This window comes from Paenibacillus sp. FSL M7-0656 (genome assembly GCF_038003225.1).
Taxonomy (GTDB): Bacteria; Bacillota; Bacilli; order Paenibacillales; family Paenibacillaceae; genus Paenibacillus; species Paenibacillus amylolyticus.
Genome location: NZ_JBBOOT010000001.1, coordinates 5,518,146 through 5,544,726, shown reverse-complemented (window position 1 = coordinate 5,544,726; position 26,581 = coordinate 5,518,146). Strand labels below are relative to the sequence as shown.

At 47.8% G+C, this 26,581-nt stretch carries 15 protein-coding genes; 2 read left to right on the top strand and 13 right to left on the bottom strand.

The window, feature by feature from the left end:
• Positions 1 to 23: 23 nt before the first annotated feature.
• Positions 24 to 1,343, bottom strand: a complete 1,320-nt coding sequence (locus MHI01_RS24415; protein ID WP_076253330.1) for a TrkH family potassium uptake protein — start codon at positions 1,341 to 1,343, stop codon at positions 24 to 26.
• Positions 1,344 to 1,864: 521 nt separating this feature from the next.
• On the opposite strand from MHI01_RS24415, the gene MHI01_RS24410 reads away from it, so the two are divergent.
• Complete coding sequence (locus tag MHI01_RS24410; protein WP_340984308.1) at positions 1,865 to 3,562, top strand: type II CAAX endopeptidase family protein; 1,698 nt, start codon at positions 1,865 to 1,867, stop codon at positions 3,560 to 3,562.
• On the opposite strand, the gene uvrC is transcribed toward MHI01_RS24410, so the two are convergent.
• Complete coding sequence (gene uvrC / locus MHI01_RS24405) at positions 3,531 to 5,618, bottom strand: excinuclease ABC subunit UvrC (protein WP_340984307.1); 2,088 nt, start codon at positions 5,616 to 5,618, stop codon at positions 3,531 to 3,533. The two genes, MHI01_RS24410 and uvrC, sit on opposite strands and share 32 nt — an antisense overlap.
• 475 nt (positions 5,619 to 6,093) lie before the next feature.
• Positions 6,094 to 6,411: a thioredoxin gene (gene trxA / locus MHI01_RS24400; RefSeq protein ID WP_017692451.1), complete on the bottom strand. Its 318-nt coding sequence runs from the start codon at positions 6,409 to 6,411 to the stop codon at positions 6,094 to 6,096.
• Between the two features lie 262 nt (positions 6,412 to 6,673).
• On the opposite strand from trxA, the gene MHI01_RS24395 reads away from it, so the two are divergent.
• Complete coding sequence (locus MHI01_RS24395) at positions 6,674 to 6,829, top strand: hypothetical protein (protein WP_017692450.1); 156 nt, start codon at positions 6,674 to 6,676, stop codon at positions 6,827 to 6,829.
• A 179-nt stretch (positions 6,830 to 7,008) separates the two neighbouring features.
• Here the strand turns inward: MHI01_RS24395 and dnaI are convergent, their stop codons facing one another.
• From dnaI to MHI01_RS24345, 10 genes are all read right to left on the bottom strand, one after another.
• Positions 7,009 to 7,959, bottom strand: coding sequence for a primosomal protein DnaI (gene dnaI, locus MHI01_RS24390; RefSeq protein ID WP_036605787.1), 951 nt, complete (start codon positions 7,957 to 7,959; stop codon positions 7,009 to 7,011).
• A gap of 263 nt (positions 7,960 to 8,222) precedes the next feature.
• The gene (locus MHI01_RS24385) at positions 8,223 to 11,006 is read right to left on the bottom strand and encodes an alpha-mannosidase (RefSeq protein WP_340984306.1); all 2,784 of its coding nucleotides are present in this window, start codon (positions 11,004 to 11,006) and stop codon (positions 8,223 to 8,225) included.
• The gene (locus tag MHI01_RS24380; RefSeq protein WP_340984305.1) at positions 11,003 to 14,182 is read right to left on the bottom strand and encodes a beta-galactosidase; all 3,180 of its coding nucleotides are present in this window, start codon (positions 14,180 to 14,182) and stop codon (positions 11,003 to 11,005) included. Before MHI01_RS24380 ends, MHI01_RS24385 begins: the two co-directional genes overlap by 4 nt.
• Positions 14,179 to 15,498 (bottom strand): glycoside hydrolase family 125 protein, encoded by a 1,320-nt coding sequence (locus tag MHI01_RS24375; RefSeq protein ID WP_315370498.1) that lies wholly within the window; start codon positions 15,496 to 15,498, stop codon positions 14,179 to 14,181. Before MHI01_RS24375 ends, MHI01_RS24380 begins: the two co-directional genes overlap by 4 nt.
• 293 nt (positions 15,499 to 15,791) lie before the next feature.
• Positions 15,792 to 18,971 (bottom strand): alpha-mannosidase, encoded by a 3,180-nt coding sequence (locus tag MHI01_RS24370; RefSeq protein ID WP_340984303.1) that lies wholly within the window; start codon positions 18,969 to 18,971, stop codon positions 15,792 to 15,794.
• Between the two features lie 4 nt (positions 18,972 to 18,975).
• Positions 18,976 to 21,330 carry a glycoside hydrolase family 3 N-terminal domain-containing protein gene (locus tag MHI01_RS24365; protein ID WP_340984302.1) on the bottom strand — a complete coding sequence of 785 codons (2,355 nt, stop codon included), beginning with the start codon at positions 21,328 to 21,330 and terminating at the stop codon, positions 18,976 to 18,978.
• A 36-nt stretch (positions 21,331 to 21,366) separates the two neighbouring features.
• The gene (locus MHI01_RS24360; RefSeq protein ID WP_340984902.1) at positions 21,367 to 22,221 is read right to left on the bottom strand and encodes a carbohydrate ABC transporter permease; all 855 of its coding nucleotides are present in this window, start codon (positions 22,219 to 22,221) and stop codon (positions 21,367 to 21,369) included.
• An 84-nt stretch (positions 22,222 to 22,305) separates the two neighbouring features.
• Positions 22,306 to 23,235, bottom strand: coding sequence for an ABC transporter permease (locus tag MHI01_RS24355; protein WP_340984301.1), 930 nt, complete (start codon positions 23,233 to 23,235; stop codon positions 22,306 to 22,308).
• A gap of 76 nt (positions 23,236 to 23,311) precedes the next feature.
• Positions 23,312 to 24,784, bottom strand: coding sequence for an ABC transporter substrate-binding protein (locus tag MHI01_RS24350; protein ID WP_340984300.1), 1,473 nt, complete (start codon positions 24,782 to 24,784; stop codon positions 23,312 to 23,314).
• Between the two features lie 281 nt (positions 24,785 to 25,065).
• A complete protein-coding gene (locus MHI01_RS24345; RefSeq protein WP_127547020.1) occupies positions 25,066 to 26,580 on the bottom strand; it encodes a response regulator transcription factor in 1,515 nt (504 codons plus the stop codon).
• Position 26,581: the final 1 nt, after the last annotated feature.

The following is a 26,581-nucleotide window of genomic DNA, read 5'->3' as shown; positions in this document are numbered from 1 at the left end:
TTCAAAACTCACTAAAAATAGATTTATCCAATAATCATTTTGCCTTCCGGATACCTGTATAACTCTTTACCCTTTTTCTGCCCAAGTGCATACGCTAATGTAATCGGTCCAAGCCTTCCAGCAAACATCGTAAAACAAATCAGGAGTTTGCCCAATGTAGTCAACTTCAGCGTTAGTCCAAGCGATAATCCTACAGTACCAAAGGCCGATGTCGTTTCAAATAAGATCATCATAAAACTGGCGTCTTCTGTGGTACTCAGTGCCATCGTTACAGCTATGATGAACAAAAGCGCCAGCAATGTAATGGTAAGCGCCTTGAAAATCCGTTCCTGTACAAGCCGATAGCGGAAAAACACGATATCTTCACGTCCACGCATCATGGCGATGACCGCTCCAGCCATAATCATAAATGTCGTTGTTTTGATCCCGCCTCCGGTAGAACCCGGCGAAGCACCAATGAACATCAGAATGATCATAAAGAACTGTGTTGCCTGTCTCAGCCCGGCAATATCTACCGTATTGGCTCCTGCTGTTCGCGGCGTAACGGACTGGAAGAATGAACCGAGAATTTTGCCACCCCAGTTCAGGCCACCCAGTGTCCGTGGATTGCTGAATTCAAATACGAAAATGACAAGTGCACCAAACACAATTAACAATCCAGTCATTAACAGTACAACTTTGGAGTGCAGAGACAGCTTCCGCGTTTTGCGGTAATCCACCAGGTCTGACAACACCACAAAACCGATACCGCCAGAAACAATCAGGAACATTGCTGTAAAATTAACCAACGGGTCATACACATAACCGGTCAGACTGCGGAAATCCCCAAACATATCAAAGCCCGCATTGTTGAACATGGAGATCGCATGCCAATAGCCATAATAGATCGCCTGTCCAATCGGCATGTCGAACGACCAGCGAATGGCAAACAGTGTGCCACATATGCCTTCGATAATGAGTGAGTAGATCACAACTTTACGGATCAGCCGGACGATGCCCTCCATCGTGCTCTGATTCATCGCTTCCTGTAGAATCAACCGTTCTCTAAGCGAAATCCGCCGTTTGAACGCAATGGCAACCAATGTGGACATTGTCATGAAGCCCAGTCCGCCAATCTGAATCAGAATCGCGATTACAACCTGACCCAGCACCGAGAAATGAGTCCCTGTATCCACCACAACCAAACCAGTGACACAAACAGCCGAAGTTGCTGTAAAGAGCGCATCAATAAATGCAAGACTGTCTCCGTTACGGTTGGATGCCGGAAGCATTAACAACATTGTGCCTACCAATATGATGCCAGCAAACCCTAACACAAGAATACGGGGTGGCGATAATCGCATCCATTGAACATTCAGTTTCACTTGAGTATCTTCCACCTCTTCTAAAATGAAAATAACTCCACACCCGTGGAGCCTTCTTCATTTGAAATGCTGTTGCCAAACGTTAAACAAGTATGATTCAGATTAAAACGACATATATAATGAAGTTGGAATATATCCTATTCGTTCCCTTGTTGGGCGAAAGACATGCGAATCATTGCACATTTGTTTCAAAATTATAAGCGCTGCGACGTTTGTAGACAAAACGTTTTTTGTGTAAATCGGATCGAATTCAGCCAAAAAGGGAAGAACTCAGATATGGCGACGGATGGATCAGATTCTTTCGGTCCTTTTCATTCATTTTCAAGGATTTACACCTGTTTTCGTTACATCATTGGCATTCGGTGCTTGGCCTGTGCTATGTTAACTTTAATATCCATATTAGTGCGTGTTCAAAAAGGGCGGTTTTCAGTACCAAGAAGATGGGATGAAGATAGAAACTTTTTGAACTACCTCTATCAATAAAGGAGGAACACCATTACATGAATCCCTTAGGGCAGCCTTTGCAACTCAAGGCTAACTTCAAGCGGCTGGGGTTGCTTGCGGCGATTGGCCTGATTCTATTTTTTGTATTTCAGATCTTTCCTGCTACCTCATCACAAACGACAGAAATTTCGTCTACGTCCTTCATAACCAAGGAGCAGGCGAAGCAATCCGCACGATCATTCGCAGCTTCTGTGAATGACTATACACTGCCAAATGATGATGAAAAAACCCTGGTCACCTACCAGACACATTCGGATATCTACGGGTATATGGCCAAAACCAAACAACTTGATACCTATAACCAGAAATGGGAAACAAGCTATCCTTACGATGTATTCCGCGTTCGTTTGCCTGATCAAGACAAGGGCGGTTATCTTAATGTTGACGTACATATGAAAACAGGAAAAGTCGTCGGCTTCAAACGAGAACTACCTTCTTCACTCTATACCGCCATTGAGGCGGAGCAGGTTAGTGGACGAGTGACCACATCGCAAGTACTTGCTGAAGGCAATATGTCTCTGGACGAGAAACAACAGCTCGCGGCTGGCGTTCTGACCGAATTCGGTTATGAAGTGCCGGTACTTCAACTGGAGACTCGCGATGGTGAAGCGGGACTGAAGTATGTGGATTCTGAAAAAGCCATTGGAGACTCTAAGCTTGAATTGAATTTTACGTTTGAAGAGGGTGCGGTACGATCCTTCGATCCTGGATTCTCTGTCCCTGAATCCCATACCGATTATGTGAAAGATCAAACGCGCCAAGCTAATTGGATGACCTATGGCGGCTATGCATTCCTGACCTTTGTTCTGGGCGTGCTGGCAATCATCTATAGCATTCTGACCCGAGCACATACGTCTTTCAAACGCGGGATCATTCTCTCGCTGGTGTATTTCGCAGCTTCGGTAATTGGTACGCTGAACATGATTCCACTCTTTCAGGCACAAGGGCTCTCCAGCTTCATGTTAGCGTTCCTGATGTTAATGCAGGCGGGAATTACACTGGTCATGAGTGCAACCATCTATCTGTCCCTTGTTGCTGGTGACGGCATGTGGCGCAAAATAGGTCTGAACCCATGGCCTCGTGCCAAAGAAACCGGATATGGAAAATATGTACTTCACAGCATGGTTGCTGGTTACCTGTGGGCATTTATTCTACTGGGTGTGCAATCCATCCTGTTCTTCATTCTGGAGCGAAGCATCGGCACATGGTCAACGACGTCAGCAGATCAATCTACTTTTAATATGACCTATGCCTGGCTCTTCCCGATCATGGCCTGGATGGCCGGTATTGGTGAAGAAACTGTTTATCGACTGTTCGGCATTCGCATGATGCAAAAGATTGTGCGTAACACGTTTATTGCCTGTCTGATTCCAACCATCATTTGGGCACTTGGACACACATTGTATCCGATCTATCCAGTAATCACCCGTCCCATTGAGCTGATGGTGATTGGATTGCTGTTCAGTCTGATCATGCTGCGTCACGGCTTCATTGCCGTTGTATTTGCCCATGTGATCTTCGACAGCTTGTTGATGGGACTCAGCTTGGTCTTTATGGGCGATGCCCTGAATATGACAGCTGGACTCTTCTGGATTGTACTGCCGGCCATCGTTGGATATGTGGTCTACAAATTCAATCCAAAACAAAAAGAGAAGCCGTATGTTACGACTCCTCATCCCGAAGTGCTGCAATAATCTGATTTGCCAGTTTGTCACCAATAGAGAGAGGCCGGAAGTCTTCAACGCTGGCCTCTTTTATTTTGCGCAAAGAGCCAAAATGCTTCAACAGCAACTTACGCCGCTTTTCTCCAATACCCGGAATGGCATCCAAACGTGATGTCACCATCGATTTGCCACGCTGTTCCCGGTGGAACGAGATCGCAAAACGGTGGACCTCTTCCTGTATCCGTTGCAACAGGTAGAATTCCTGACTATCCCGTGGCAGGGAGATGACTTCTGGTGGATTACCGATCATCAACTGCGAAGTCTTATGCTTCGCATCCTTCACCAGACCACATACCGGAATAAACAGCCCCAGCTCATTTTCCAAAATATCGACCGCAGCCGAGATCTGTCCTTTACCACCATCAACCACAATCAGGTCAGGCTGGGTCAGGTTTTCTTTTAATACCCGCTCGTAACGGCGACGGATGACCTCTCTCATCGTTTCATAATCATCCGGTCCTTCAACCGAACGGACCTTATACTTCCGATATTCCTTCTTATCCGGTTTACCATCGGTAAATACAATCATGGCAGATACCGGGTTTGTACCCTGAATGTTCGAGTTATCAAACGCTTCAATACGGTGAAGCTGATCCAATCCAATAAAACGTCCCAGTCCTTCGGCAGCTTTGGATGTACGTTCTTCATTTCGCTCAATCAAACGGAACTTCTCTTCCAATGCCACACGTGCGTTATCCACAGCCATGGTGATCATCTGGCGTTTCAATCCACGTTGCGGGATGAGCACTTTGATCTCCAACCACTCCTGTAAAGCAGCAGCAACCTGAGTTGGGTCTTCCAGTCCTGATGGAAGCTTTTCAGTAGAAGCAGTTGTATCCGTTATTGGAGCATCCTCTTGCATACTATCAGGTTGTTCACCTTCTGCATCTGTGGAACCTCCGTAAGCTGCACGACTCTCAGCAACCAGTGGCTGGGAAGCGTTACTGTACTCCACTTGTCCCATCTGCTCGAATTCTACCGTAACTACGGCAGGCACCGATCCCTCAGCATCAGATACTGTATCCAAACTATCGTTATCTGTTGCAAGATCCTTGGGCATTTCCGGCAACAAAATTTCTTGTGGCAATGCCGGATTATCGCTGTAATACTGTGTTACGTAAGACATGAAGTCACTGTACGCCTCACCGTAAAACGGGAAAGTAGATACGTGGCGTTCAATCATTTTACCCTGACGCATATATAGAATCTGGACACACATCCAGCCTTTATCAATGGCAAAACCAAATACATCACGGTCTCTGGCATCGGCCATCGTAATTTTCTGTTTTTCCATCATCGCATCGATGGCGATTACCTGGTCGCGCAGTTCCTTGGCACGTTCAAAATAAAGATCCTCCGCAGCCTCTTGCATCTTACGCTGCAAATCCTTCTTAATCTCTTCATGACCACCGCTCAGAAATGAACCAATCTCTTGGGAAATCTCGTCGTACTGCTCCTTCTCCACTTCCTTCACACAAGGGGCAAGACACTGTCCCATGTGATAGTACAGACAGACTTCTTTGGGCATTACACCACATTTGCGCAGTGGATACATCCGGTCGAGCAATTTTTTCGTTTGGTGTGCCGCATACGAGTTTGGATAAGGTCCGAAGTATTTGGCTTTATCTTTCAGCACACGCCGGGTTACTTCCAGCCGGGGGTGCTTTTCATTTGTAATTTTAAGATATGGAAATGTCTTGTCATCCTTGAGCAACACGTTGTACCGCGGCATATGTTTCTTGATCAGGTTACACTCCAGAATGAGTGCTTCCATGTTACTGCCCGTCACGATATATTCGAAATCACGGATTTCGGACACCAGACGCTGCGTCTTTCCGTTATGACTGCCGATAAAATAAGAGCGTACGCGGTTCTTCAACACTTTGGCCTTACCTACGTAGATAATGGTGCCTTCACTGTTTTTCATCAGGTAACATCCAGACATGTCTGGCAGCAAAGCGAGCTTGTGACGAATCTGCTCCAATGCCTTCTCCTGATCCTGCAAATCATTGATGAATTGATCCATAATTCGGTGAATCCTCCTTTCCGAAAAAAGTATAAATAAAAGGTTACACTAAGCCATTCTGATTACAGTACCGTCATCCAATCCGTTATCGGATTGTCTCTGAGTCACTTTTTTTTTATAAGAAGAAACTAAAGATAATTCACACTGACACTACGATGACAGAACAACCTTCCAATCCCTGTTATCCCCAGATTTTTTTCATTCCCTTTTCTCAAGGGAAAAATCTGTTGATAAAGGGGAACGCTTCGCTTCTTCAGGTTTTTTCTGTCCTCTCCGTTACTGTGTAAATAATTAGTTCCATCTATATATCAGAGATGAATCCGGGATAAACGCGAGCACTTCGCTTCTCCAGATCGGTTCTGTACTCTACATTCAAGTGTAAAAAATATTTTTACTTTATATTGTCCTATATAAAGGTATTCGACGCAAAACGCCCCCGGCATGTAAACCGGAGGCGTATGTGTAAGCCTGTAAATTATTGGTGTTTTGCGATAATTCCTTTGAGTGCATCTTTCGAATTCAGACCAACCACTTTATCTACCGGTTGACCGTCTTTGAAGAAGATCAAAGTTGGAATGCTCATTACGCCAAAGCGGGAAGCAGATTCCGGATTTTCATCCACGTTAACTTTAGCAATTTTCACTGCATCGCCAACTTCTGTGGACAGCTCTTCCAGGATTGGAGCGAGCATTTTACAAGGACCACACCAAGGCGCCCAGAAATCAACAAGAACCGTTCCTTCGCCTTCTACTTCAGCGTTGAAGGATTGATCGGATACGTTAACAATAGCCATGAAATTGTCCTCCTTATATATACTTACGGTTTATTTTAACCTGTAACGTCGTGAACGACACTTCCAGTATAACACAGGTACGTCAAACTTGTGAATTGAACGCTGCAATGTTCATCTTCCCAACATCAAATCTTCACAATTACAGGATGTAACATACTAACTGCAAAATCTTTACAAACGCTTTCTTTTCCAAGTATACTAAAATTACTCCGGGTTTCAGCCCCCATACGGGCAAGCTGTTTCCCCATAAGGAGGCAATAACATGGATGCAAATGTGCGGATCAGCGACCCGCGTGAACATGTGAACGAGGAACCCCGCAACGATCTATTTGATCTGATCGCGGGTGTTGCCGGCATGGCCGGTCTGATGACAGTGATCTTTTTCGGTATGGTTATCTTCAAATTCCTCACCGAATAGGATGCTTCCAGGCTCACGCAGGACCAGAAAAGCCCGGTTTTCGCGACAATGCGAAAGCCAGGCTTTTTTTGGGACTACTTTAGCTTTTGATTGCAATCAGCTCAGCTTCTAAATCGTAAGCTCCACCGATAATTTGAAGATTAACCTTGTCCAGAACCGTTTCGTTCAATTAGATCGGTTCAACGTTTACCGCGCTGATTCTCACCCCGAACGGAGATAACATCCACGAATGGACGAATCCGGTCCATGAGACGCTGCCCTTTATTCATTTCCTCGCCGTCCCGGTTGGTGAAACTAAGGTGTTTCTCCAGCCCATCCAGATTGTAATTGGACGTATAGAACGTAGGTTTACGATTCATCCTATAGTTCAGAATGGACCCCATCACATGATCCCGAACCCAAGGGTTCAGATTCTCTGCCCCGATATCGTCAAAGATGAGCAGATCACAACTTTTCAAAATATCCGTCATTTCCTTCAGCTTCTGCCCTTCACTGATCATGGATTTCAGATCCTCCACAAAGTCAGGCATATAAATAATGACACCCGTGTGGCCTGCAACCGCCAGTTCATGCAACAGGTAACACATCAGAAACGTCTTGCCCGTCCCGAATGTTCCTTCCAGAAACAGTCCTTGCGGAGATAATCCGTTCTCCTTGGTCTCGCTAATATACCGAAGCACCTGATTTACTGCCGGAGCACGCATCCGATCCTTGCCCATAATCTCCACGTCATTGTATCCGGCACTGAGCGCACGCTCGTCCACATAGAAACTGCGAATGCGTTGCTTAATAATATGTTCATTTTGCCGGGCGATATGTTTGGAACAAGGCGCTTTTATATCTATGATTTCGGGTTTACCGTTAAAATGTTCTACTTCCAGTTTGCAAAAGTGGCCCTGAAAATCGTTAGGGCAGTTGTCGAGTCCTGGGCAATTCGCACAGTTCTTTGAGTCTTTGGCGTACTGAAACAGCTTGCTCAGATCGGTCATGAGCTGTGCATCTTGCAGTTCAGGATGACCTGCGCGGAATTCACGTACATACGGATTTTCCATCAATTCCGCCGCAATCCGCCGCGATTGCTCACGAAAGGCAGGGTTCAGCTGCTGAAGCAGTCCTCCCAAGGATTCCATGGCTTCAAGCCCCCTTAATGTTTCAATATAGAATGAACAATGAAGTGTACCTGTGACCATCTTGATGGCATAGGAACTTTCGATCATTTGCAATTCTACTGTTCATTCTATAGAAAAACAACCAATAACTCAACTCATAGATCTGGTAAATAGCGTAACCCTTCTGCCACCGTACGTAATGCCTAGTTTATAGTACACTTGCAGTCCTGTACCTTTTAGTGTGTGTTCAAAAGTCTGTTTTTCGACTCTTCAAACAACTTTTATCAGCGGCGCAAGCCGACAGTAACGATCTCGCATGAACCTGTCTGTATGTTCCATTCCTTGCTGGCAAATGATAATGTTGATGCCTCTTCTATGCGGTTGAGATGAAGTATTTCGCCCTCCTCCTCCAGGATGTTGCTCTTGTACGCCGTTTCGAATGGCTGTGGATTCGCTTGCGATGCAGCAAGCTTCAACGTGACGGATTCGGTGGTCATATTGAACCAGCGGAGCATCACATCACCGGAATCTTCATTCACCTTGAGTGAAGAAAAAGCCAAGCCGTCTCCTTGCCATGCAAACGGTGTGTTGTTAGGTGTCAGATAACCCGTGTGTACTTCGGTTTGTGCCAGCGTCCAAGGAACCTGGAACTGATAAGCCTCGATATATGCACCTGACGCTGCACCATTGCCATCATGCGGAATGATCTCGATCTTAAATGTATGTTCTCCAAGGCATTGTGCTTCCGGTGTCGGGAACAAGCCCCAGTCTCCAAGTTCGCCAACAGCACGAAGCAGCGTAACCGCAATGCTATTGCGTCCATCCTGAAGGACTTCATATTCATTCAGACCCAGATTGGCTACGACCAATCCTGCGTCTTGTTCACTTACATCTACAAAACTCTGTTGATGCTGTGTATTGCTTGGATTTTGCCACTCCGGTGCAGGCGTATTATCACGCGTTGCAATTTCGAACATGGAATCCACATGATGAACCCCAGATACCAGATCGGTTGGGAAAAGAGCACGTACCCGGTGATCCTTCGCCTGATTGTTGAAGGTTGTTTCTATTTGCACGCCTTTTCCACTACGACTAAGCGATACAACCGTGCGGATCTGGAGCGGAATCATTTTCGTTGAACGCTGGGCTTTACGGTGTGGATAATAAATCAGCTCCCGTTGTTCCTGATCCAGCATCTCACCCGCAGACTCCGGTATTTCCCAATGATGAATCACTTCAAACGAGGCCAAGTATGATGTATCCTCAAGGACCCGAATCTCGGCCTGAAGCTCGTGTGTTGTTCGCGCCACTTCATTCTCTGGTTGCTTGAACATGTATTCATTACCGATATCACCCACATTTTCGTACACGCCAAGGTCCTTATAAGTCTGGCCTGTTCGTTTATCTGTGAGTGTGAATGAACCATTGTCTGCAATCGTGACGATCATATGTTGATTTTCCATGCCACGTTCACCACGCAACAGCGTAGTCGTTTTCGACGGAGTACCACTCTTAGCATCATCCGCAACGTTGACCAATGCATAGGTTTTTAGTCCAAATGCAGCTACATTTTCTGTTTCAAAACGAATACGTACTCGCCGACAACTATACGGTTGGCGGAAGCGATCATCTGGCAGATCATAGCCAAATTGCAGACCCAGATCCTCCACCGTACATGGAATGTGATTACCATCTTCATCTACCAGTATGCGATCTGACAGGTCAACGGCTTTCATCTGCGTCGCCATCTCTTCCAACGTATGTCCATCCCGGAAATACAACCGAGCCGCGTCCAGTTCCATCTGAACTACACCGCTACGTTCCCACCCCGTTGTATTAAACACCACAACAGGCCGGGCATTTTCGCCGTAACGCTCAAAGATGGAGGTATCAACAGCTGTAGCAATCTGGCTGGTGCTCTCTTCAATTAAAGCCTCTGCTACATGACGGCTCTTATCAAACCGTGTTACCATCTCGCGGTGCACCTCATCCACACTGCATCCACAGATGCTGTCATGCGGGTGATTTTGCATCAGCGTTTTCCAGGCATACGTCAGTTGATCATGTGGATAGGTATGTCCAAGCAGATAGGCGTAGGATGCCAGGGGTTCAGCCACTTTTTCCAGCATCGTCTGGCCCAGCTGGTTCATCTGTTTCAGATACACACGAGCCGAGGCGGTGTTCACCAGGGTTCCCCAGCCATCAGTACGCTGGCTGCGCAGTTCTCCTTTGACCGTGGACAGCTCATGTTCAGCCGATGCTCTCAGGGCGGTTAGATAGTCCGGAAAGTTCGAGTGAACGAACTCAATGTCGGGATATAATTGCTCAGCCATGCGAATCGCTTCTGGCAGATCTCGCTGAATCGGCTGGTGATCACATCCGTTCATGTACAACAACTCATTGGTCGATGCATATTTCTCGGCATCTGCAAGCTTGGTTTCCCAGAACTTGCGGGCCGATTCCTCGTCTACTGGAACTTCATTTCCATTGGAGTACCAGTTGGCAAACAATACGCCGAGCACTTTTGATCCGTCTGGTCCTTCCCACATCAGCTCCGAGAAGCTTGATTCATATCCGGCATCCGATACCGTATTGTTAAATCCCGTCGGCTTCACACCACGTCCAAAAAACACATTATCAATGCCTGATTGTTGCATCAGCTGTGGAGTCTGCCCGACCAATCCAAATGTATCGGGAAAGTAACCAATTTTCGAAGGGGTGCCGTAACGTTTGGCGTCCTTATGTCCAACCTGCATGTTGCGCACATTGGCTTCTCCGCTCGTCAGAAACGCATCCTGCAAAATGTACCATGGTCCAATCACAATCCGCCCATTGCGGATATGTTTCTCCAGTCGTTCCTTCTGCTCCGGTCGAACCTGAAGATAGTCATCGATAATAATCGTTTGTCCATCCAAATAAAAGCTTTTATAGTCCGATCCCTCATCAAGCTGATCCAACAGTGAATCGACGAGCTGAATAAGACGCATATGATGCTTCTCATACGGCAAGTACCATTCCCGATCCCAGTGGGTATGCGAAATAATATGTGCTCTCTTTTTTTTGGTCATCGTGTTATCCCACCTCTTTCATCTTGTTGTACAATCTCAACCTCATCAGGGCGATACACTGCAGTCAGCTTTCCGGAAGCATCTGTCGCAAACAGCACCGAACGATTTTTCTCCAATTGGAACGAGTACGATACACCTGTACGTTGATCTCTCACATGAACTTCATGGTTCAAGGCAAACTCCGATACAAATACATACAGATTCCCTTTTGGAAAACTCAGCTTCCGGCCGTAGATCCCTGCGATATCTCCGCCAGATATCCATTCCAACTCCTGTTCGATGCCCGAAATCTTGGTTGCATAACGATACAATTCAGCAAGTGGCTCGTCCCGTCCATTTAACTCGAGCGGCAGTGGAGTCCAGATTAATTTCCCTTTACCCAAAGGCAGAACGTGTACTTCATCTGCTGTACCATTATCTCCATGAAGCAACGTCTCCTTGGCCACCTCGGCGATACGACGCCGTCCATAGGTCACCCGGTGATTCACACCATTAATATTCAGCAGTTCTTCCCGCTGCACGTTACCCAGACTGCGTTTACCTACGATATGATCGGCCCGGTCAGTTGCCTTCCAGTATGCGTCCAGTCCCAGCGGCCCTGTAATGAGCAGGCTCGTGCCTTCCTTCTCCGCAAACGTGAGCAATTGTTGTAGTGCATCGCTGTGCATATTATGCGGACTCGGTACGATGATCAGTTTCGGTGGCTGCTGCTCCAACGCTTCCAGATGATATTCGGATAACGCACGGAATGGCAATTTCAGATCATAGGACATTACACGAGTAAGCTTTGTTGTGGCATCATAGGCCAGGGCACGGTTGGAGAAGTCATTGGAATACGGGAACACGACTGCAATATCCTCCAGCTCGCGGTCTTCAAAGAGATCACGAATGCCATCCATGAATCGGCCAAAATCATAAGACACATCCGCCTCGGGTTTCTCCGTACCATCTGCACGAAGGGCCCCAATATGGGACTCATTGGCATTATCCATATAAAAGTTGGTGTTCCAGATCCATTGCACGGCGCCAGCGCCGCCTGTCGAGAAAGCATAGGCGTACTTTCGTTCGAGAATACCACGAAGCTCCTCTTCCGTACGCTTAGCTCGCCCATCGGGGGTTTCCACATACATGATGCCCGTCTCCTGAATGAGATTTGGTTTGTATGGCGTTTTGGCGAAAATGCCATCCCAGATCAGATCATCGTTCAACCACCAGGAATGCACGGTTGTATAATCCACTTCACGTTCATAGAAGAACGGAGAAGGACGCTGTGCACCAAGGGCTTCGTCCTGTCCCACGGTAACCAGATGATCGGGAACCAGGTCTTTGATCGTACCTACAAGCTCTCTTGCCCAAACATTGTGCATCTCCATAGAGAAGAGACAGTAATCGAGCCAGCGTGTTCCCTTTTTGGCCTTGTGCATGTCCTGTACATCAAAGTTAATCTCTTCCGCCTCCGGGATCACCGCGGCAGCAAAGTTCGGAAGCTGCTTCGGTGACATGTTCCATGCCTCCTGCAACGCCTCAATCGTCTGATGCCGTTGTTCAAGCCAAGCGATAAAAGCCTGCTGTTCATACGAATCCTTCGCCGAGCGTGGGCCTGCCGAGAAGATACGCACCGGATCAAACATCGATGGCTCATTAATCAGATCCCAGTCCACATGTGTTGTATGCGTGTGACGACTAACGATGCTGCGGATAAAACGTTTCTGAGCCTCGACACTCTGCGGGTCCAAATACGGATTCGTGCCTTCCCATGTCTCCGGTGTAAAGGAGAAGAAGGTGAATGTGACCTGTAAGCCGTGACGTTTCGCCGTTAAAATAAATGCATCAATGGCACGAAGCACATCCTCTGCCATATGTCCGTCCACCTGCATCATGTTGCGATAGGCGGTCCAGATTCCCGTCCGAATCCAGTTAATGCCGGCTTTTGCCATCTGGGCCATGTCTCGATCCCAAACATCCGCATTCGGCAGAAACAGAAATTTCCGTGCCACATCGGAGGTCATGTAGGTCATGCCCACAACAGGCAGAGGACGTCCGTCTTTTACAAAATAGTCTCTGCTGCGGGTAATCACTTCCCCTTCTGCCAGCAGTGCAGCATCCTGTCCCCAGAAGCCTTGACGCAAGATCCGAACTTCACCGTCAGGAGCCTGCGCGTGGCATATGATTCGATACAGCCCACTTTCAAGGGAAACCGGGAGAAGTATACGTTCGAAACGCTGCTCACCAGAAAGTTCCATCTCCAGTCGATGGCTCCATACCTTCTCCGTCGTGCCACTTGTGCGATCTTCATGCTCGACTGTTATGTCGAATGCCCACAGCTCGGACTCGGTAAGTCTGTTCCCTGCTCGCTGTAAAATCTGGCCTTGAAGTGTGAGTATAGCCCGCTCATCTGGCTCATACGAAGCATAATTCGTTTTGAGGGATAACTCAGTTACACCTTGCGCACAGAATTGCGCCCATTTCACAATCTCGGCAGCGCCATCCTGCGTCCAGAATGAGGTGGTCAGCGGCAGATGTACAAACATCCAGCGTGAACCTACGAAAGTCCCGCGCGAGTTTTCCCACAGAACGACCGGAGCGGCGACACTGCGCCCGTCTTTACTCATGCCACGAAGCAATGGATAAATCTGCGTACTCATCGGTCCTGATGACCCCATCTGGTGGGGCAGATCACTTGTTTTGGTTGTATGTGGAACCAAATTCCATGTATCTGCCTTCTCGAACAGCCCCTCTTTCCCAGTGAGAAGCGGGATCTGTTCGGATGAAGTGTACGATTGCACATTGGCAGAAGATACGTTCAGTGCCTCATGAATATAGAGTTCCTGATGATACGCGGTCTGCTCGGACTCTACAACCCATGCCCCATTTTCATATCGAACCGGACGTTTGAAGGGTGCGCCCCCCACACTGATCAGGCTTCCGCCCTTATGCAAGTAAGCGGCAATCTCCGTCCAGGCGAACTTGGGAAAATAGGGTGCATGCAGATTGACCAGACATCCTTCACCTGCTGTGGTCTTCAAAGCCTCTGCGAGTTCTTCGGCGTTTACAACGGTGATCTCTTCAACTGCTTTCCATGTATTCAGAGCCTCATGAGTTGGAAAAGCACCTTCCATCGGAAACGCAGGATCAGCGAAGATAATCAGCTTTTTATCATTAGGTTGGATACTCATAACAGGCCATCCTTCATGGATTTATAGACCAACTGGGAGAACAGGCTGTTGGACCATGCAAACCATTTTCGTGTAAAAATCGTTGGATCATCGGCGTGGAAGCCTTCATGCATATAACCTGTATCTGCATCTGTCGCTTCGAGCATGCGAATAATCTCCAGTTTCTCCTCGGCAGACTGCGCAGTCAGTCCTTGCATGGACAATCCCATATGCCAGATGTAATCTGGTGGGGTGTGAGGGCTACCAATCCCTCTGGCAACCTTGCCTTCATAATAGAACGGGTTCTCTTTGCTCAGGGCAAAACGGCGCGTATTCTGGTAGATCGGATCATCCGCTGTGACGTAACCCAGATATGGGATGGACATGAGTCCCGGTGTACCCGCATCGTCCATGAGACAGTGGTTGCCATAACCGTCCGTCTCGTACGCATAGATCGGTCCAAATTCCGGATGACGATAAATACCATACAACTGAATGCCGTGATCCACGTCCTGCTCCAGATCCTTCAATTCCTGCAAAAGTTCCATATCCCGGAACACCCACTCGGCAAACTCCTGCATCTGGCGCAGAGCTACAACCGCGAACATGTTGCCAGGGATATTGTAGTGGAAATCACACGCATCATCACTGGAACGGAAACCGGACCAGATCATCCCCGTGTAGTTGACTGGCATACCTTTTCCGTGATTGCGCAGGGAATCTGTTGGGATACCGTTATTACGAGTGAAGCGATATGGAGATTGTTCCATGTGATGCTGTTCGACTTTGAACAGGTCCACGATTTTACGCATCGCTGCCTTGAAGCTTGAATCGAAAATGTCGGTCAGCTCGGTTTCCTTCCAATATAAATACGCCAAACGTACAACAAAACATAATGAGTCAATCTCAAATTTGCGTTCCCACACCCAAGGCGACATCTCTGTTTCGTCCGTGGTGTTCCAATGCCAGTCGTTAGCAGTCTCATTGAAGGCATTGGCATATGGATCGATGTGAACATACTGGATATGACGTTTGATCAGCCCGCCAATAATGCGTTGCAGGTCCTCGTCTTCTTTTGCAAACGGAATGTAATGTACCACCTGCTCCACGGAATCACGCAACCAGGAAGCCGGAATATCTCCTGTGATAACAAAAGTCGTACCGTCCTCCATCAACTTGGTTGTTGTTTCGATAGTGTTAGGGAAGCAGTTTTTGAATAATTGAAGCAGTTTTGGTCGGTGAGCCAGTTTCTGTTCTGCTTCTTCGAGCACGGCCTGAATGGATTGTGGCAAAGCAACAGGTGGCATGGGTATTTTGGGTAATCTGAACTGTTCCATGGATGAGTGCAACTCCTTAAACAAATTGAATGGTATAGCTATACAGGATGAAACAAAAAATTTACACGGGACCACTGCGCGGTCAGAAAGATCCTCCGATCGCTGTTATCCCCAGATTTTTTTGATTCCCTTTTCTAAAGGGTAAAATCTGGGGATAGCATATGCTTCCGATGTAGCTTTCTTTCAGAAAGCTTTTAGGCGAACGCTTCGCTTCTTCGAATTCTTTCTGTCCTCTCCGTTATCGTGTAAATTTTTAGTTGAACATGTATAGCTCAAAAATATTTCAAAAAGGTTTACCGCAGTAGCACGGTTTGTATTTGGTAAGGTTTAAAAGATAATGTAATCTGGCCATTGGTATGGGCCAGTGGTTTGATCGGTTCTTCCAGTGCGTTGGAGTGATACGCCTGTTCAAAGGCATGTGGCCATTGCAATGTGATGTTGTCGCGTTTGCCTGACGATTCATAGAAACGAAGTATGGTGCCTTGTCCATCCTCTGCCAATTTGACGGTATCTAGAATCACGTGGCTGCTGTTGAAGTTAATCCAGGAGCCCGTAGCTGGGCGAGAATGTTTGGCATTTGCAGTTGCATCTGCGGTTGAGTCTACTTCAGCCCCTGCAATCTGTTGTATCTGCCCCATCTGTTGTACTTGTTTCACCTGCTGTACCGTCACCTCATGATTTAACTCGGCAGCCTGACGTACGGTGTGTGCAGTTCGCCAGTCACCGTCGTGTGGGTAGAGGGAATAGGTGAATTCATGTTCTCCCAGATCGGCTGTGCGATCAGGCCATTTGGGTGCACGCAGTAGGGACAAACGAATGGTGCTTCCCTGCACGTCGTACCCGTACTTGCAGTCATTGAGGAGGCTCACGCCGTATCCATATTCGGATACATCTGCAAAGCGATGTCCACAGACTTCATACTGCGCTTGTTCCCAGCTTGTGTTGCGATGTGTTGGACGTTCCAGTGTGCCAAACGGAATCTCAAACGTAGCCTTGGAGGTCACCACATCAATCGGGAAACCAACTTTCAGAAGTTTGTGATTTTCGTTCCAGTTAACCTGTGTTTGGAAGTCAATTCGCCGTGAGTCATGATAAAAGACGATATCTTGTGTGATTTCCGATTGATGTAGCTTCCAGCGGAAGCGCAGGACATCTTTCGTTGAACCCGCAAGCACCAGCTTTTTCTCCAAAAGTTCCACTTCGCCAGCAATCTGTTCTTCATAACGACTGTCGATATCCCATGCATCCCAAAGCGTTGGACGATCGTGGAAGAAGTGAAGTTGATTGCCTCGTTCACCCGGCTTCAACATCTCACGCTCTGCGGTTTTATCCCACAGGCGGGTGATCTCCCCACGTTCATTGAACTGCACATGGTAAAAGGCGGTATCCCATGTATCATTAAAGGTTGGTTGTGCGGCAAGGGTGGTCATTTCCCGTACATTCGTTTCCCTTGTATTTTCCGGTACAAGCCAAATCGTTTTATATCCAAACGCCGGAATGTCTGTCACGAGAATAGACATGCTGCCATCCTCCCAATCCATCCGCAAGCGCTGGCCTTTTTCATCGATGCCGTAGCGATCCAAGCCATCCTGCACAGGAAGTTGAACGACTGCACTCCGTTTCCAGCCCAGGCTGTTGAATACAACATAGGCTACTGAACCTTCCGGTCCCTCTGTGTTGATACCCGTTGTCAATGCTGCAATGCCTTGATCCAGTCCGGTTCTGCCCAATTCAAATACCTGTACATATTCCTCATTCGAAGTGACGTAGGACTCCGTAATTGCCGAGCCCGGTATAATATCGTGGAATTGGTTCAGCAAAATCAGCTTCCAGCCTTCATGCAGATTCGAACGCACTTCAGCTTCTGCATCTGCCTCCATATCTGGCAGAGCGAGTGTATTCCACAGCTCAGCTTCTCGATACAGAACCTCCGCTTTCCGGTTGTTACGCTTATTGCGCGCATGGGTCGTGTAGGTTCCCCGATGTAACTCAAGATACAGATCGCCATGCCACTTCGGAAGTACAGGCTGCTCCTTTTCAATTCCGGCAAAGAAAGCTCCAGCTGTGCTATAACGGCTCGCAGGCTGTCCAACCATCAGGTCTGCGCGATCCAAATACTCCAGCATCTCGCGTGTTACGCCACCGCCGCCATCTCCGTGTCCGTATAGAAGCATGTGCTCCGGATGCGCTGCTTTCTCACGATAGGACTGCCAGTGATCATGAATGTCCTTCGGCAACGTATGCTCGTTAACACCATGATTGAGGTAGGACAGGATCGGTGTGCCGTCAATGCCCACCCAGTGGAAGAGATCGTATGGAAACACATTTGTGTCGTTCCATCCGAGCTTTGTTGTCATGAAATATTCCACATTGCCATGCTTCAAAATCTGTGGCAGGGAGGCACAATACCCAAACGTATCCGGCAACCATTCAATCTGTGATGTTTTGCCAAACTCCTCCATATAGAAACGCTGACCATATAACATCTGGCGAATCAGGGACTCCCCGCTTGGGATGTTCAGATCCGGCTCAACCCACATGCCGCCAACCAGTTCCCAGCGGCCTTCTACAATCCGCTGCTTCACCCGCGCGTAAAGCTCGGGATCATGCTCCTTCAGAAACGCATATAGTAAGGGTTGGCTCTGGGAATAAACATAGTCCGGATATTCATTCATGAGTGCATCCACGGTGGAGAAAGTACGGCTCGTTTTGCGTACCGTCTCACGTACAGGCCACAGCCAGGCAATATCAATATGGGACTGTCCCACCATATGCTCCAGACCTTCCGCGTTTCCGCCAATCTCACGCACATGATGCTTCAGATTATTCTCAATCTGACGAATACCCTCACCCTGCTCAATCTCTTCTGCTGACATGCCTACAAATTGATCCATCGCACGATATACCAGTTCTAACAGGCGAACCCGCCGAAAGTCACTTTCCGGTAGCAACACAGCCGAATCACGCACAATAATGACGGTATACATCAGACTACGAACCGCTTCATTGGGTCTCACCAGCAGGCTCGTAATTGATGTGATCGGTGGCTGAATAACCGCCTGTTGATTCAACGGGTCTACAGGTTCAGGTACCGGGTCAAACATCTCAATCTCAAGTTCCGGAGCGTTTCCAACTTTAGATGGATCAAGCGTGACGTAGGTATGATTGCGGTCCAGACCCTGATAAGAGTGCCCATTTACCCGAAGCAAGCCTTCTCCGCCTGTCTCAAATACAAGCCCATAAGGTGTTTGCTGCCATGTAGCAGGAATCTCCAAACGTGTTCTAAAGAAATAAGTCGTTCCCTGTTTACTCGGAAAACGATCAAAATCTTGGCCTTCCGGGTACTCACCCTGATCCTCATACTGTCCTGGCACATGATAATAAGCGCGGGTAATGCCCCAGCTGCGCAGCTGTATTTGCTCCAGCCACTGATGTTCGGACAACTCGCGAATAAATCGTCTGATACGTTCCATCGTCTTACGCCTCCCTTACGGTCAGTTCGGCTATTTGCGTATCGTTTACGCTGCTGCCGATATGAATATGGAATTGTCCAGGTTCAACGACAGGCTTCAAATCACGACCAATATACTGCAGCTGCTCGGCTCCGATTCGGAATTCCACGGTCTGTGTCTCTCCTGGCTCCAGGTTCACTTTTGCAAACCCCTTCAGTTCCTTGGCCGGACGAGTTAGTGAACTGACCATGTCAGAGATGTACATCTGTACAACTTCTGCACCTGCATAACGGCCAGTGTTGGTCACATTCACCGATACCGAAACCATATCACCAGCTGTCATGGATGCAGCACTCAACTGCGGTTCACTGTACCCAAATGTGGTATAGCTAAGTCCGTATCCAAATGCATAACGTGGCTCCAGATCCTCTTCGAGGTAACGTTTGCCTCGGGAACGTTTGCCGTTATAATAGATCGGTAATTGGCCGACATGCTTCGGAATGGAGATCGTCAATTTGCCTGACGGATTCACATCACCGAATAAAATATCTGCAATGGCACGACCGCCCTCTTGACCCGGATACCACGCCTCCAGAATTGCATCGGCATGTTCATCCACCCAAGGTTCAGTGATGGGACGACCATTAATGTAAACAACGACAAGTTTCTTGCCGAGCTTGTGAATCTCCTGAATAAGTTCCAACTGTACTCCGGCAAGACCCAACGTCATCCGGTCGATCCCTTCGCCACACTCCATATCATTCCAGGAGTTATCCGACACATTGGAAGCCCCCGTCTTCAGATCAATTGTTCCTTCTCCAAAGTCACGTGCACTGGAGCCGCCAACCACCATAATGACCGTATCCGCTTGACTGGCAACTTCGATCGCACGCTCGAATCCTTCTTTCGAATCACCTTTGATCCGGCAGCCTGGTGCATAAAGAACCTGATCTGTACTGCTGTCACCAGTCAAAGCACCAACAGAACTCTTCTCCGTTTGCCCATCCACATGATTAGCCAGCTTAATGCGAATCCCATCCAGTACCGTCGCCACTTTCGACTTCGGTTGCGGAGATGTGTAATCGCCCAGTTGATTGTAGGCCTGATCCGCATTTGGGCCGATCACGGCAATTCGGCCCGCATTTGCTATCGATAGAGGTAGCGTGTCAGCCTTATTTTTGAGCAGCACAACCCCTTCCGCAGCCAACTGCCGTGCCAGTTGAACATGCTGCTCACTGCCAATCACTTCTGCTGCCCGATCGGCATCTATATAAGGCTGTTCGAATAATCCCAGTCTGAACTTCAACGCCAATACGCGACCGACAGCCCGATCCAGAACCTGCACATCAAGCTTCCCTTCTGCCACCGCCTGCACCAGATATTGCCCAAACATCTCGCCGGACATTTCCATATCGATACCTGCCTGAATCGCCTGTACGGAAGCTTCCAGTCCATCTGACGCGACATCATGCCCGCTTGCCAGCATATTGATCGCGCCACAATCCGTAATGACCAGACCTTCAAATCCCCAATCCTTACGCAGTACATCTTCCAGCAATTCCGTATTCACGGTGCAAGGCGTGCCATCAATTTCGTTATACGCCGGCATGATCGACGCCGCGCCAGCTTCCACCGCCTTACGGAATGGATACAGATCCACCTCCAGCAGTTCACGCCAGCCCATATGCACAGGTCCTGCATTGCGTCCACCTTCCGAGCTACCGTAACCCACAAAATGTTTCAGCGTAGCCGCTACTGTATCCCCACGATCAAGACTTTCACCCTGAAGTCCTTCCACGGAGGCAACTGCCAGTTCCCCTATGAGATACGGATCTTCACCGAAACATTCCTCGGTCCGTCCCCAGCGTGGATCACGCACAACATCCAGTACAGGAGAATACGTGACCGCACCGCCCTGAGCACGGGTCTCGCGAGCGACAGCACGGCACATGTCACGGTACAGATCTACGTTCCAGGTGCTCCCCAGTAAAAGGGGGACAGGATAGACCGTTCCGTCAATGGCCATATGTCCATGCGAGCACTCTTCCCCGACTAAGATGGGAATCCCAAGTCTGGAATGCTCCACCGCATAACGTTGAATGAGATTGACCGCCTCTGCGCCTTCTCTGGCTGATAGGCCATTTTCAAGCGTAACACCAGTCCAGGGATCTGCCCGAAGCGCGCCATAGAGGGAACCGATGCCACCGTTCTCCACTTGCTCTTTGAAAGAATCATTAAGCGTTATATTCCCTTGATCATTCGTATAGGTCTGCCAGCCAAAGGGCTGAGTGAGTTGGCCTACCTTTTCTTCTGTAGTCATCAGGCTCAGCAGGTGCTGTACCCGTTCTTCTATGGATTTACTCTTGTCCTTGTAAGTCATCAATCTGCACCTCTCCAATCCTAAAGCGTAGTCCGGTTATTCTTTGACCGCTCCCACCGTCAGACCCTGTACGAAATAACGCTGGAAGAACGGATAAGCGAATATAATCGGCAACGTTGCCAGCACAACCATCGCCATTCGGGATGTATCCTGTGGAATGGACTGCATGGCTGCCAAACTCATCGAACTATTTGCAGAGTTCTGCTGGATAAACTGGATGCTCGACTCAATCCGCATCAGCATGGATTGCAGCGGCACCAGATTGGGATTATCAATATATAAGAGCGCGTTGAACCAGTCGTTCCAGTAACCGAGTGTGCTGAACAACCCAATGGTTGCCAGTCCCGGCAAGGAAAGTGGAATCACTATTTTCATAAAGGTATAGAATTCTCCGGCGCCATCGATTTTCGCTGATTCAATGACCGCATCTGGTACACTCGTGGAGTAGAATGTCCGCAGAATCATAATATAGAAGGCATTCATCGCCAGCGGCAGAATCAGTGCCCATAACGTATCTTTTAGGCCAAGCAACTGGGATACGACCATATAGGTCGGAATCATCCCACCGTTGAACAACATGGTCAGAATCGCAAAAATGGAGAAAAATCTCCGATATCTGAAGCTCTTGCGGGAAATCGCGTAGGCATACAAGGACATGAGAATCAGACTGATAATAGTACCCAGTACTGTCACCAGAAGGGTAACCCCGTACGCACGCATCAGTGTGTCTCCGCTCTGCCAGACAAACTGATATGCCGCGAGACTCCATTCTGCTGGAATCAGTCGATACCCGTCACGGGCCAGTGCTTTCTCATCCGTAAACGAGATGATGACTACAAATATAAAAGGGAATACACAGATTAAAGCAAAGAATCCGGCGATGATGTTCATGATCACGTTCCAGCCGCTAGATACGTGGTGGAAGTCGCGTTTTTTAACGAGTTGAGCCACAGTGTTTCACTCCTTTCTCTTGTCCTAGAATAGGCTGCTGTCTTTATCGACTTTGCGCACAACATAGTTAGAGATAATTACAAGTACAAAGCCCACAACGGATTGATACAATCCCGCAGCCGTACTCATGCCAATCTCACCGCTTGTTTTTAAACCACGATACACATACGTATCAATAACATTCGTAACGGAATAGAGCGTACCTGAATCCCGTGGCACCTGATAGAAGAGTCCGAAGTCTGCATAGAAAATGCGGCCTACCGCCAGCAAGGTCATAATCGTAATGATGGGTGAGAGCAATGGAATTGTAATGTTGCGAATCTGCTGCCACTTGCTTGCTCCATCGATCATGGCTGCCTCATACAGGGAACGATCAATCCCCAGAATAGACGCCAGATAAACAACACTGCTATAACCGATGGTTTTCCATAACGCTACGAACACTAGGATATACGGCCAATATTTCGCCTCAGAGTACCACTGAATCGGTTCCATTCCGAACCAGCCGATGATCTGATTCAACATACCCCGATCCATGCTCAAGAAGCTGAACGCGAAGTAACCAACGATAACCCAGGATAGAAAATACGGCAGGAACATGCCCGTTTGATATAGTTTGGCGAGTCGTTTATTGACCAGTTCCGAGAGCAGGATGGCCAAAGCCACAGAGAATACCAGCCCCAAGAAGATAATGGCGATGTTATAAAAAAGGGTGTTACGTGTTATCAGCCATGCATCACTAGTGCTGAACAAGAATTTGAAATTGTCCCAGCCTACCCATTCACTCTTCATCAGACTTGCCCAGAAGCCTTCGCGGCTGAAACGATATTGCTTGAAGGCAGCCACGGTGCCCACAAGGGGCAAGTAGGAGAAGAAGAAGAACCAGATGGCGCCTGGCAGGACCATGAATAGCATGACTCGGTTTCTAATTAGATTTTTCAAAAATGCAGTCATTGTGGATATCCTCCTTCAGCTTGAATGAAAAAGGACCGGGCGCGATAAGCAGCCGCCCGATCCTTACGATGTACCGTTACTTGTTTTCCGCTCTCCAGGCATCCAGCTGGCTTTGGGCTTCAGCCATTACTTTCTCCAATCCCGCTTGATTGAACTTCTCAATCACTTGGTCCAGATTGGCTGCCGGGTCCAGTGTACCTGTCATCAGTGCTGCCCAATACTGCTCTTTCACGTTCTGTACAGCCGTCAGTTCAGCAGATACATTGCTTGCATCGAAGTTGAAGCTGAGGATCGGGGAATTGACACCTTCAGCGTTAAACTTCTTGAACTCATCCCATTTGTTATCCGGGTCATTGCTGTTCAGGTAGAGCAGCATGTTGTTCCCAAGGGAGTATGAAGGCATATCGTAGTTTTTTGATTCAGGCAGATTTTCCATATGCGTGTCATCCACTTTTTTGTAGTGTGTGCCCTCGATACCGGAATCCACCATATTACGCAGCACAGGATCTGTATTCAGCAGGTTCAGGAACTCCATCGCTTTCTCTGGATATTCCGAGTTGGCCGAGATGGCCATAATGGAGCCTTGTACAGATGTATTCGTTATAATGGCTTCACTTGCAGGTGTGGAAACGACTTGATAACCGTAACTGGCAGACCATTGATTGTCCGCGAGCGGCTGAGTCTGTGCACGATCCAGGAACCAGTTACCTGATGTCGTCAGATCATTCGTGGAACCTGTTGTTGCCGCTTCTGCCGATACATAACCAGCCTTGTAGTATTTGTGCATTGTGGTGAGTGCTTCTTTCATCTCAGGTGTTTCCAATATGTTCACGAGCTTATAATCCGTCGTATCCAGCTTGATCGCCATCGGCAGATTCTGAATGACATAGTCATAAGGCACGTAAGGAACATAGTTTTTATCCATGGCAAATGGTGTTACACTCGCCTCGTTTTCCTTAATTGTTTTGAGCAGAGGCTCCAGACTGTCTAACGTACGAACGCCAGAGATGTCCAACTTGTATTTATCAACCAGCATTTGGTTAAAGCGCCATACCTCTTGTTGTGGCAACTCTTTGTTGGCTGGAATTCCGTAATTGTGTCCATCTACCTTGGAACCGCTGAGGAATGCAGGATCAATGGTCTTGGTAAGATCCTGACCGTATTCAGTAAGCAGGTCATCCAGTTCAAGGAATGCACCTTTTCTAGCATTTTGTACATAATCGAATCCACCAGAAGAAGTGAACAGAATGTCCATTGGCTCACCGGATGCTACGTTAACCTGCATCTTCTGCGGGTAGTCACCCCAGTCAACCATCTTCATCGTTACCGTGGCATTAATTTTCTCTTTGGTATACTTGCTGACTTCTTCCATCACTTTGTTGACGTCTTTCTGAGGGGTACCGATGGTATACCAGATCAACTCTACCGCGTCATCTCCAGCTCCCCCGGATTCTGAAGCATCTTTGCTTCCTCCACAGGCACTAAGAACAAGTGTAACGGCCATTAACAATGCAAGAACGAGTGAGAAGCGTTTTCTTTGTTTACTCATTTCTTTGATCCTCCCTTTTCGTGTTCCCTTAGGCTCTACTTACTAACTGCTTTAACCTTATCGAATGAAAGCATTTACAAAAAGAAGATAAACTTAAGTTTTCGAGGTACAAATTAAAGAGAAATCGTCCTTGGGCATCTATTTTGTACCTATTTAAATAAATCGCTTACATAAAAGAGACATGCCGGGTAACGTATGCCATGATTTTCATCCATGCCATTCCTGTTCCCGATATGTCTCTTGGCTCTCTGTCCGCATGGTTGGATCTACCCGTCACCGAATTAACCAAACACCTTGAAATCAGTCGGTGAAATTCCCACATATTTGCGGAACTGTTTATAGAAATACCCTGTCTCCCAATACCCTACATTTCGGGCGATCTCATGTACCTTCAGATTGGAATTGCGTAGTTGCTCCTTCGCACGTTCAATTCGGTATTTGTTGATGTATTCGGCAAACGTCTCCCCTGTCTCCTTATGGAACAATTGTCCCAAATACACCGGATGCAGATGATAGTGGGCACCCAATAGCTTCAAGGAGAGCTCTTCTGCGTAGTGTTTGTCGATATGCTGAAGCACTTGGTTTACAATTGGATTTTTCAGATCCTGCAATAGGGATTGGATCGTCTGCGACCCAACCTGCTGAAGCGCCCGCACGAGCTCATCAAAAGTGCCACTGTCCAGTACAAGTTGAAGCCCTTGTTGGTATATGGCAGACTCATCCGAGTGTTTGATGCTCTCCAGTTCCATCTTGAAGCGAATCACAACTTCCAGTGCGGTATTCTGTAACTCCCCAGGTGTAAGCCCATCGCGATGCTGTTCAAAATCCATGCGAATCCGGTCAGCAAGTTGTTCAGTATTGCGGGACAGAATGAGTTTGGCATACTCCCTCCATTCAATGAAAAAGGTCGCCGTTGAATTTCCGCACCTTTCCAGCATGGCATGGTCGATGACTTTAAGGTCGGGATAAATCATCACATACTGGAGTGCTTTTTTGGCCTCCGCATAACTGGTCGGCGCATGGTATAACCCTTTCATCAATCTGCCTGCTCCAATGCGTGCCGCCGGATGGGTTACGGTTATCTCATCAGATAATGCCTGCAAGCCATCCATCAACTTCTGTTCCTCGTCACTCGTACCCTGAATGTTGGCAATAATGACGATGTCTCCATCGATATCATGAAATACGTTCAGATGGCGTCTGTCTCTCAGCATCTCTTCTACACGTTCAAACATGCCAGGTACTTGCCCTTTGTCACGCAGAATGGCCACAGCAACGTCCGGTGCATCCAGCGAAAGGTTCATGAACTGGGCACGTTCTTCAAATTCAGTAGCTGCAATCTGCCCCGTAAGCCATCGATGAAGAATGTTATCTTTCAGAATCTGGATGCCATACGCATCATCGGCTTGAGGTGATACCGTATGATCCAGCTTGGACGCCGTGTTGCTCAGCGTGGATTCCAGTTCCTCTACATTAATCGGTTTGAGCAGATAGTTTTCGATCCCCAATTGCATGCCTTCCTTCAGATATTCGAACTCATTGAAACCACTGAGGATAATGACCTTAAGCTCAGGTTGCACTCGCCTTGCTTCCCGAATCAGATCGAGACCATTCATGAGTGGCATGGATATATCCGTAATCAGAATGTCCACAGGCTGAGAAGAGAGCGCTTGTAACGCTGCTTGTCCATTACCTGCATGACTCACAATTTCCATACCAAATGAAGACCAATCCACAATATCGTATAAACCTTCAATGATGAATGGCTCATCGTCCACAACAAACACCTTGTACATG

Bases quoted from the DNA above. Each gene is read 5' to 3' on its own strand.
- MHI01_RS24415 (WP_076253330.1), bottom strand. From the start codon at position 1,343: ATGCGATTATCGCCACCCCGTATTCTTGTGTTAGGGTTTGCTGGCATC.
- MHI01_RS24410 (WP_340984308.1), top strand. From the start codon at position 1,865: ATGAATCCCTTAGGGCAGCCTTTGCAACTCAAGGCTAACTTCAAGCGG.
- uvrC (WP_340984307.1), bottom strand. From the start codon at position 5,618: ATGGATCAATTCATCAATGATTTGCAGGATCAGGAGAAGGCATTGGAG.
- trxA (WP_017692451.1), bottom strand. From the start codon at position 6,411: ATGGCTATTGTTAACGTATCCGATCAATCCTTCAACGCTGAAGTAGAA.
- MHI01_RS24395 (WP_017692450.1), top strand. From the start codon at position 6,674: ATGGATGCAAATGTGCGGATCAGCGACCCGCGTGAACATGTGAACGAG.
- dnaI (WP_036605787.1), bottom strand. From the start codon at position 7,959: ATGGAATCCTTGGGAGGACTGCTTCAGCAGCTGAACCCTGCCTTTCGT.
- MHI01_RS24385 (WP_340984306.1), bottom strand. From the start codon at position 11,006: ATGACCAAAAAAAAGAGAGCACATATTATTTCGCATACCCACTGGGAT.
- MHI01_RS24380 (WP_340984305.1), bottom strand. From the start codon at position 14,182: ATGAGTATCCAACCTAATGATAAAAAGCTGATTATCTTCGCTGATCCT.
- MHI01_RS24375 (WP_315370498.1), bottom strand. From the start codon at position 15,498: ATGGAACAGTTCAGATTACCCAAAATACCCATGCCACCTGTTGCTTTG.
- MHI01_RS24370 (WP_340984303.1), bottom strand. From the start codon at position 18,971: ATGGAACGTATCAGACGATTTATTCGCGAGTTGTCCGAACATCAGTGG.
- MHI01_RS24365 (WP_340984302.1), bottom strand. From the start codon at position 21,330: ATGACTTACAAGGACAAGAGTAAATCCATAGAAGAACGGGTACAGCAC.
- MHI01_RS24360 (WP_340984902.1), bottom strand. From the start codon at position 22,221: ATGAACATCATCGCCGGATTCTTTGCTTTAATCTGTGTATTCCCTTTT.
- MHI01_RS24355 (WP_340984301.1), bottom strand. From the start codon at position 23,235: ATGACTGCATTTTTGAAAAATCTAATTAGAAACCGAGTCATGCTATTC.
- MHI01_RS24350 (WP_340984300.1), bottom strand. From the start codon at position 24,784: ATGAGTAAACAAAGAAAACGCTTCTCACTCGTTCTTGCATTGTTAATG.
- MHI01_RS24345 (WP_127547020.1), bottom strand. From the start codon at position 26,580: ATGTACAAGGTGTTTGTTGTGGACGATGAGCCATTCATCATTGAAGGT.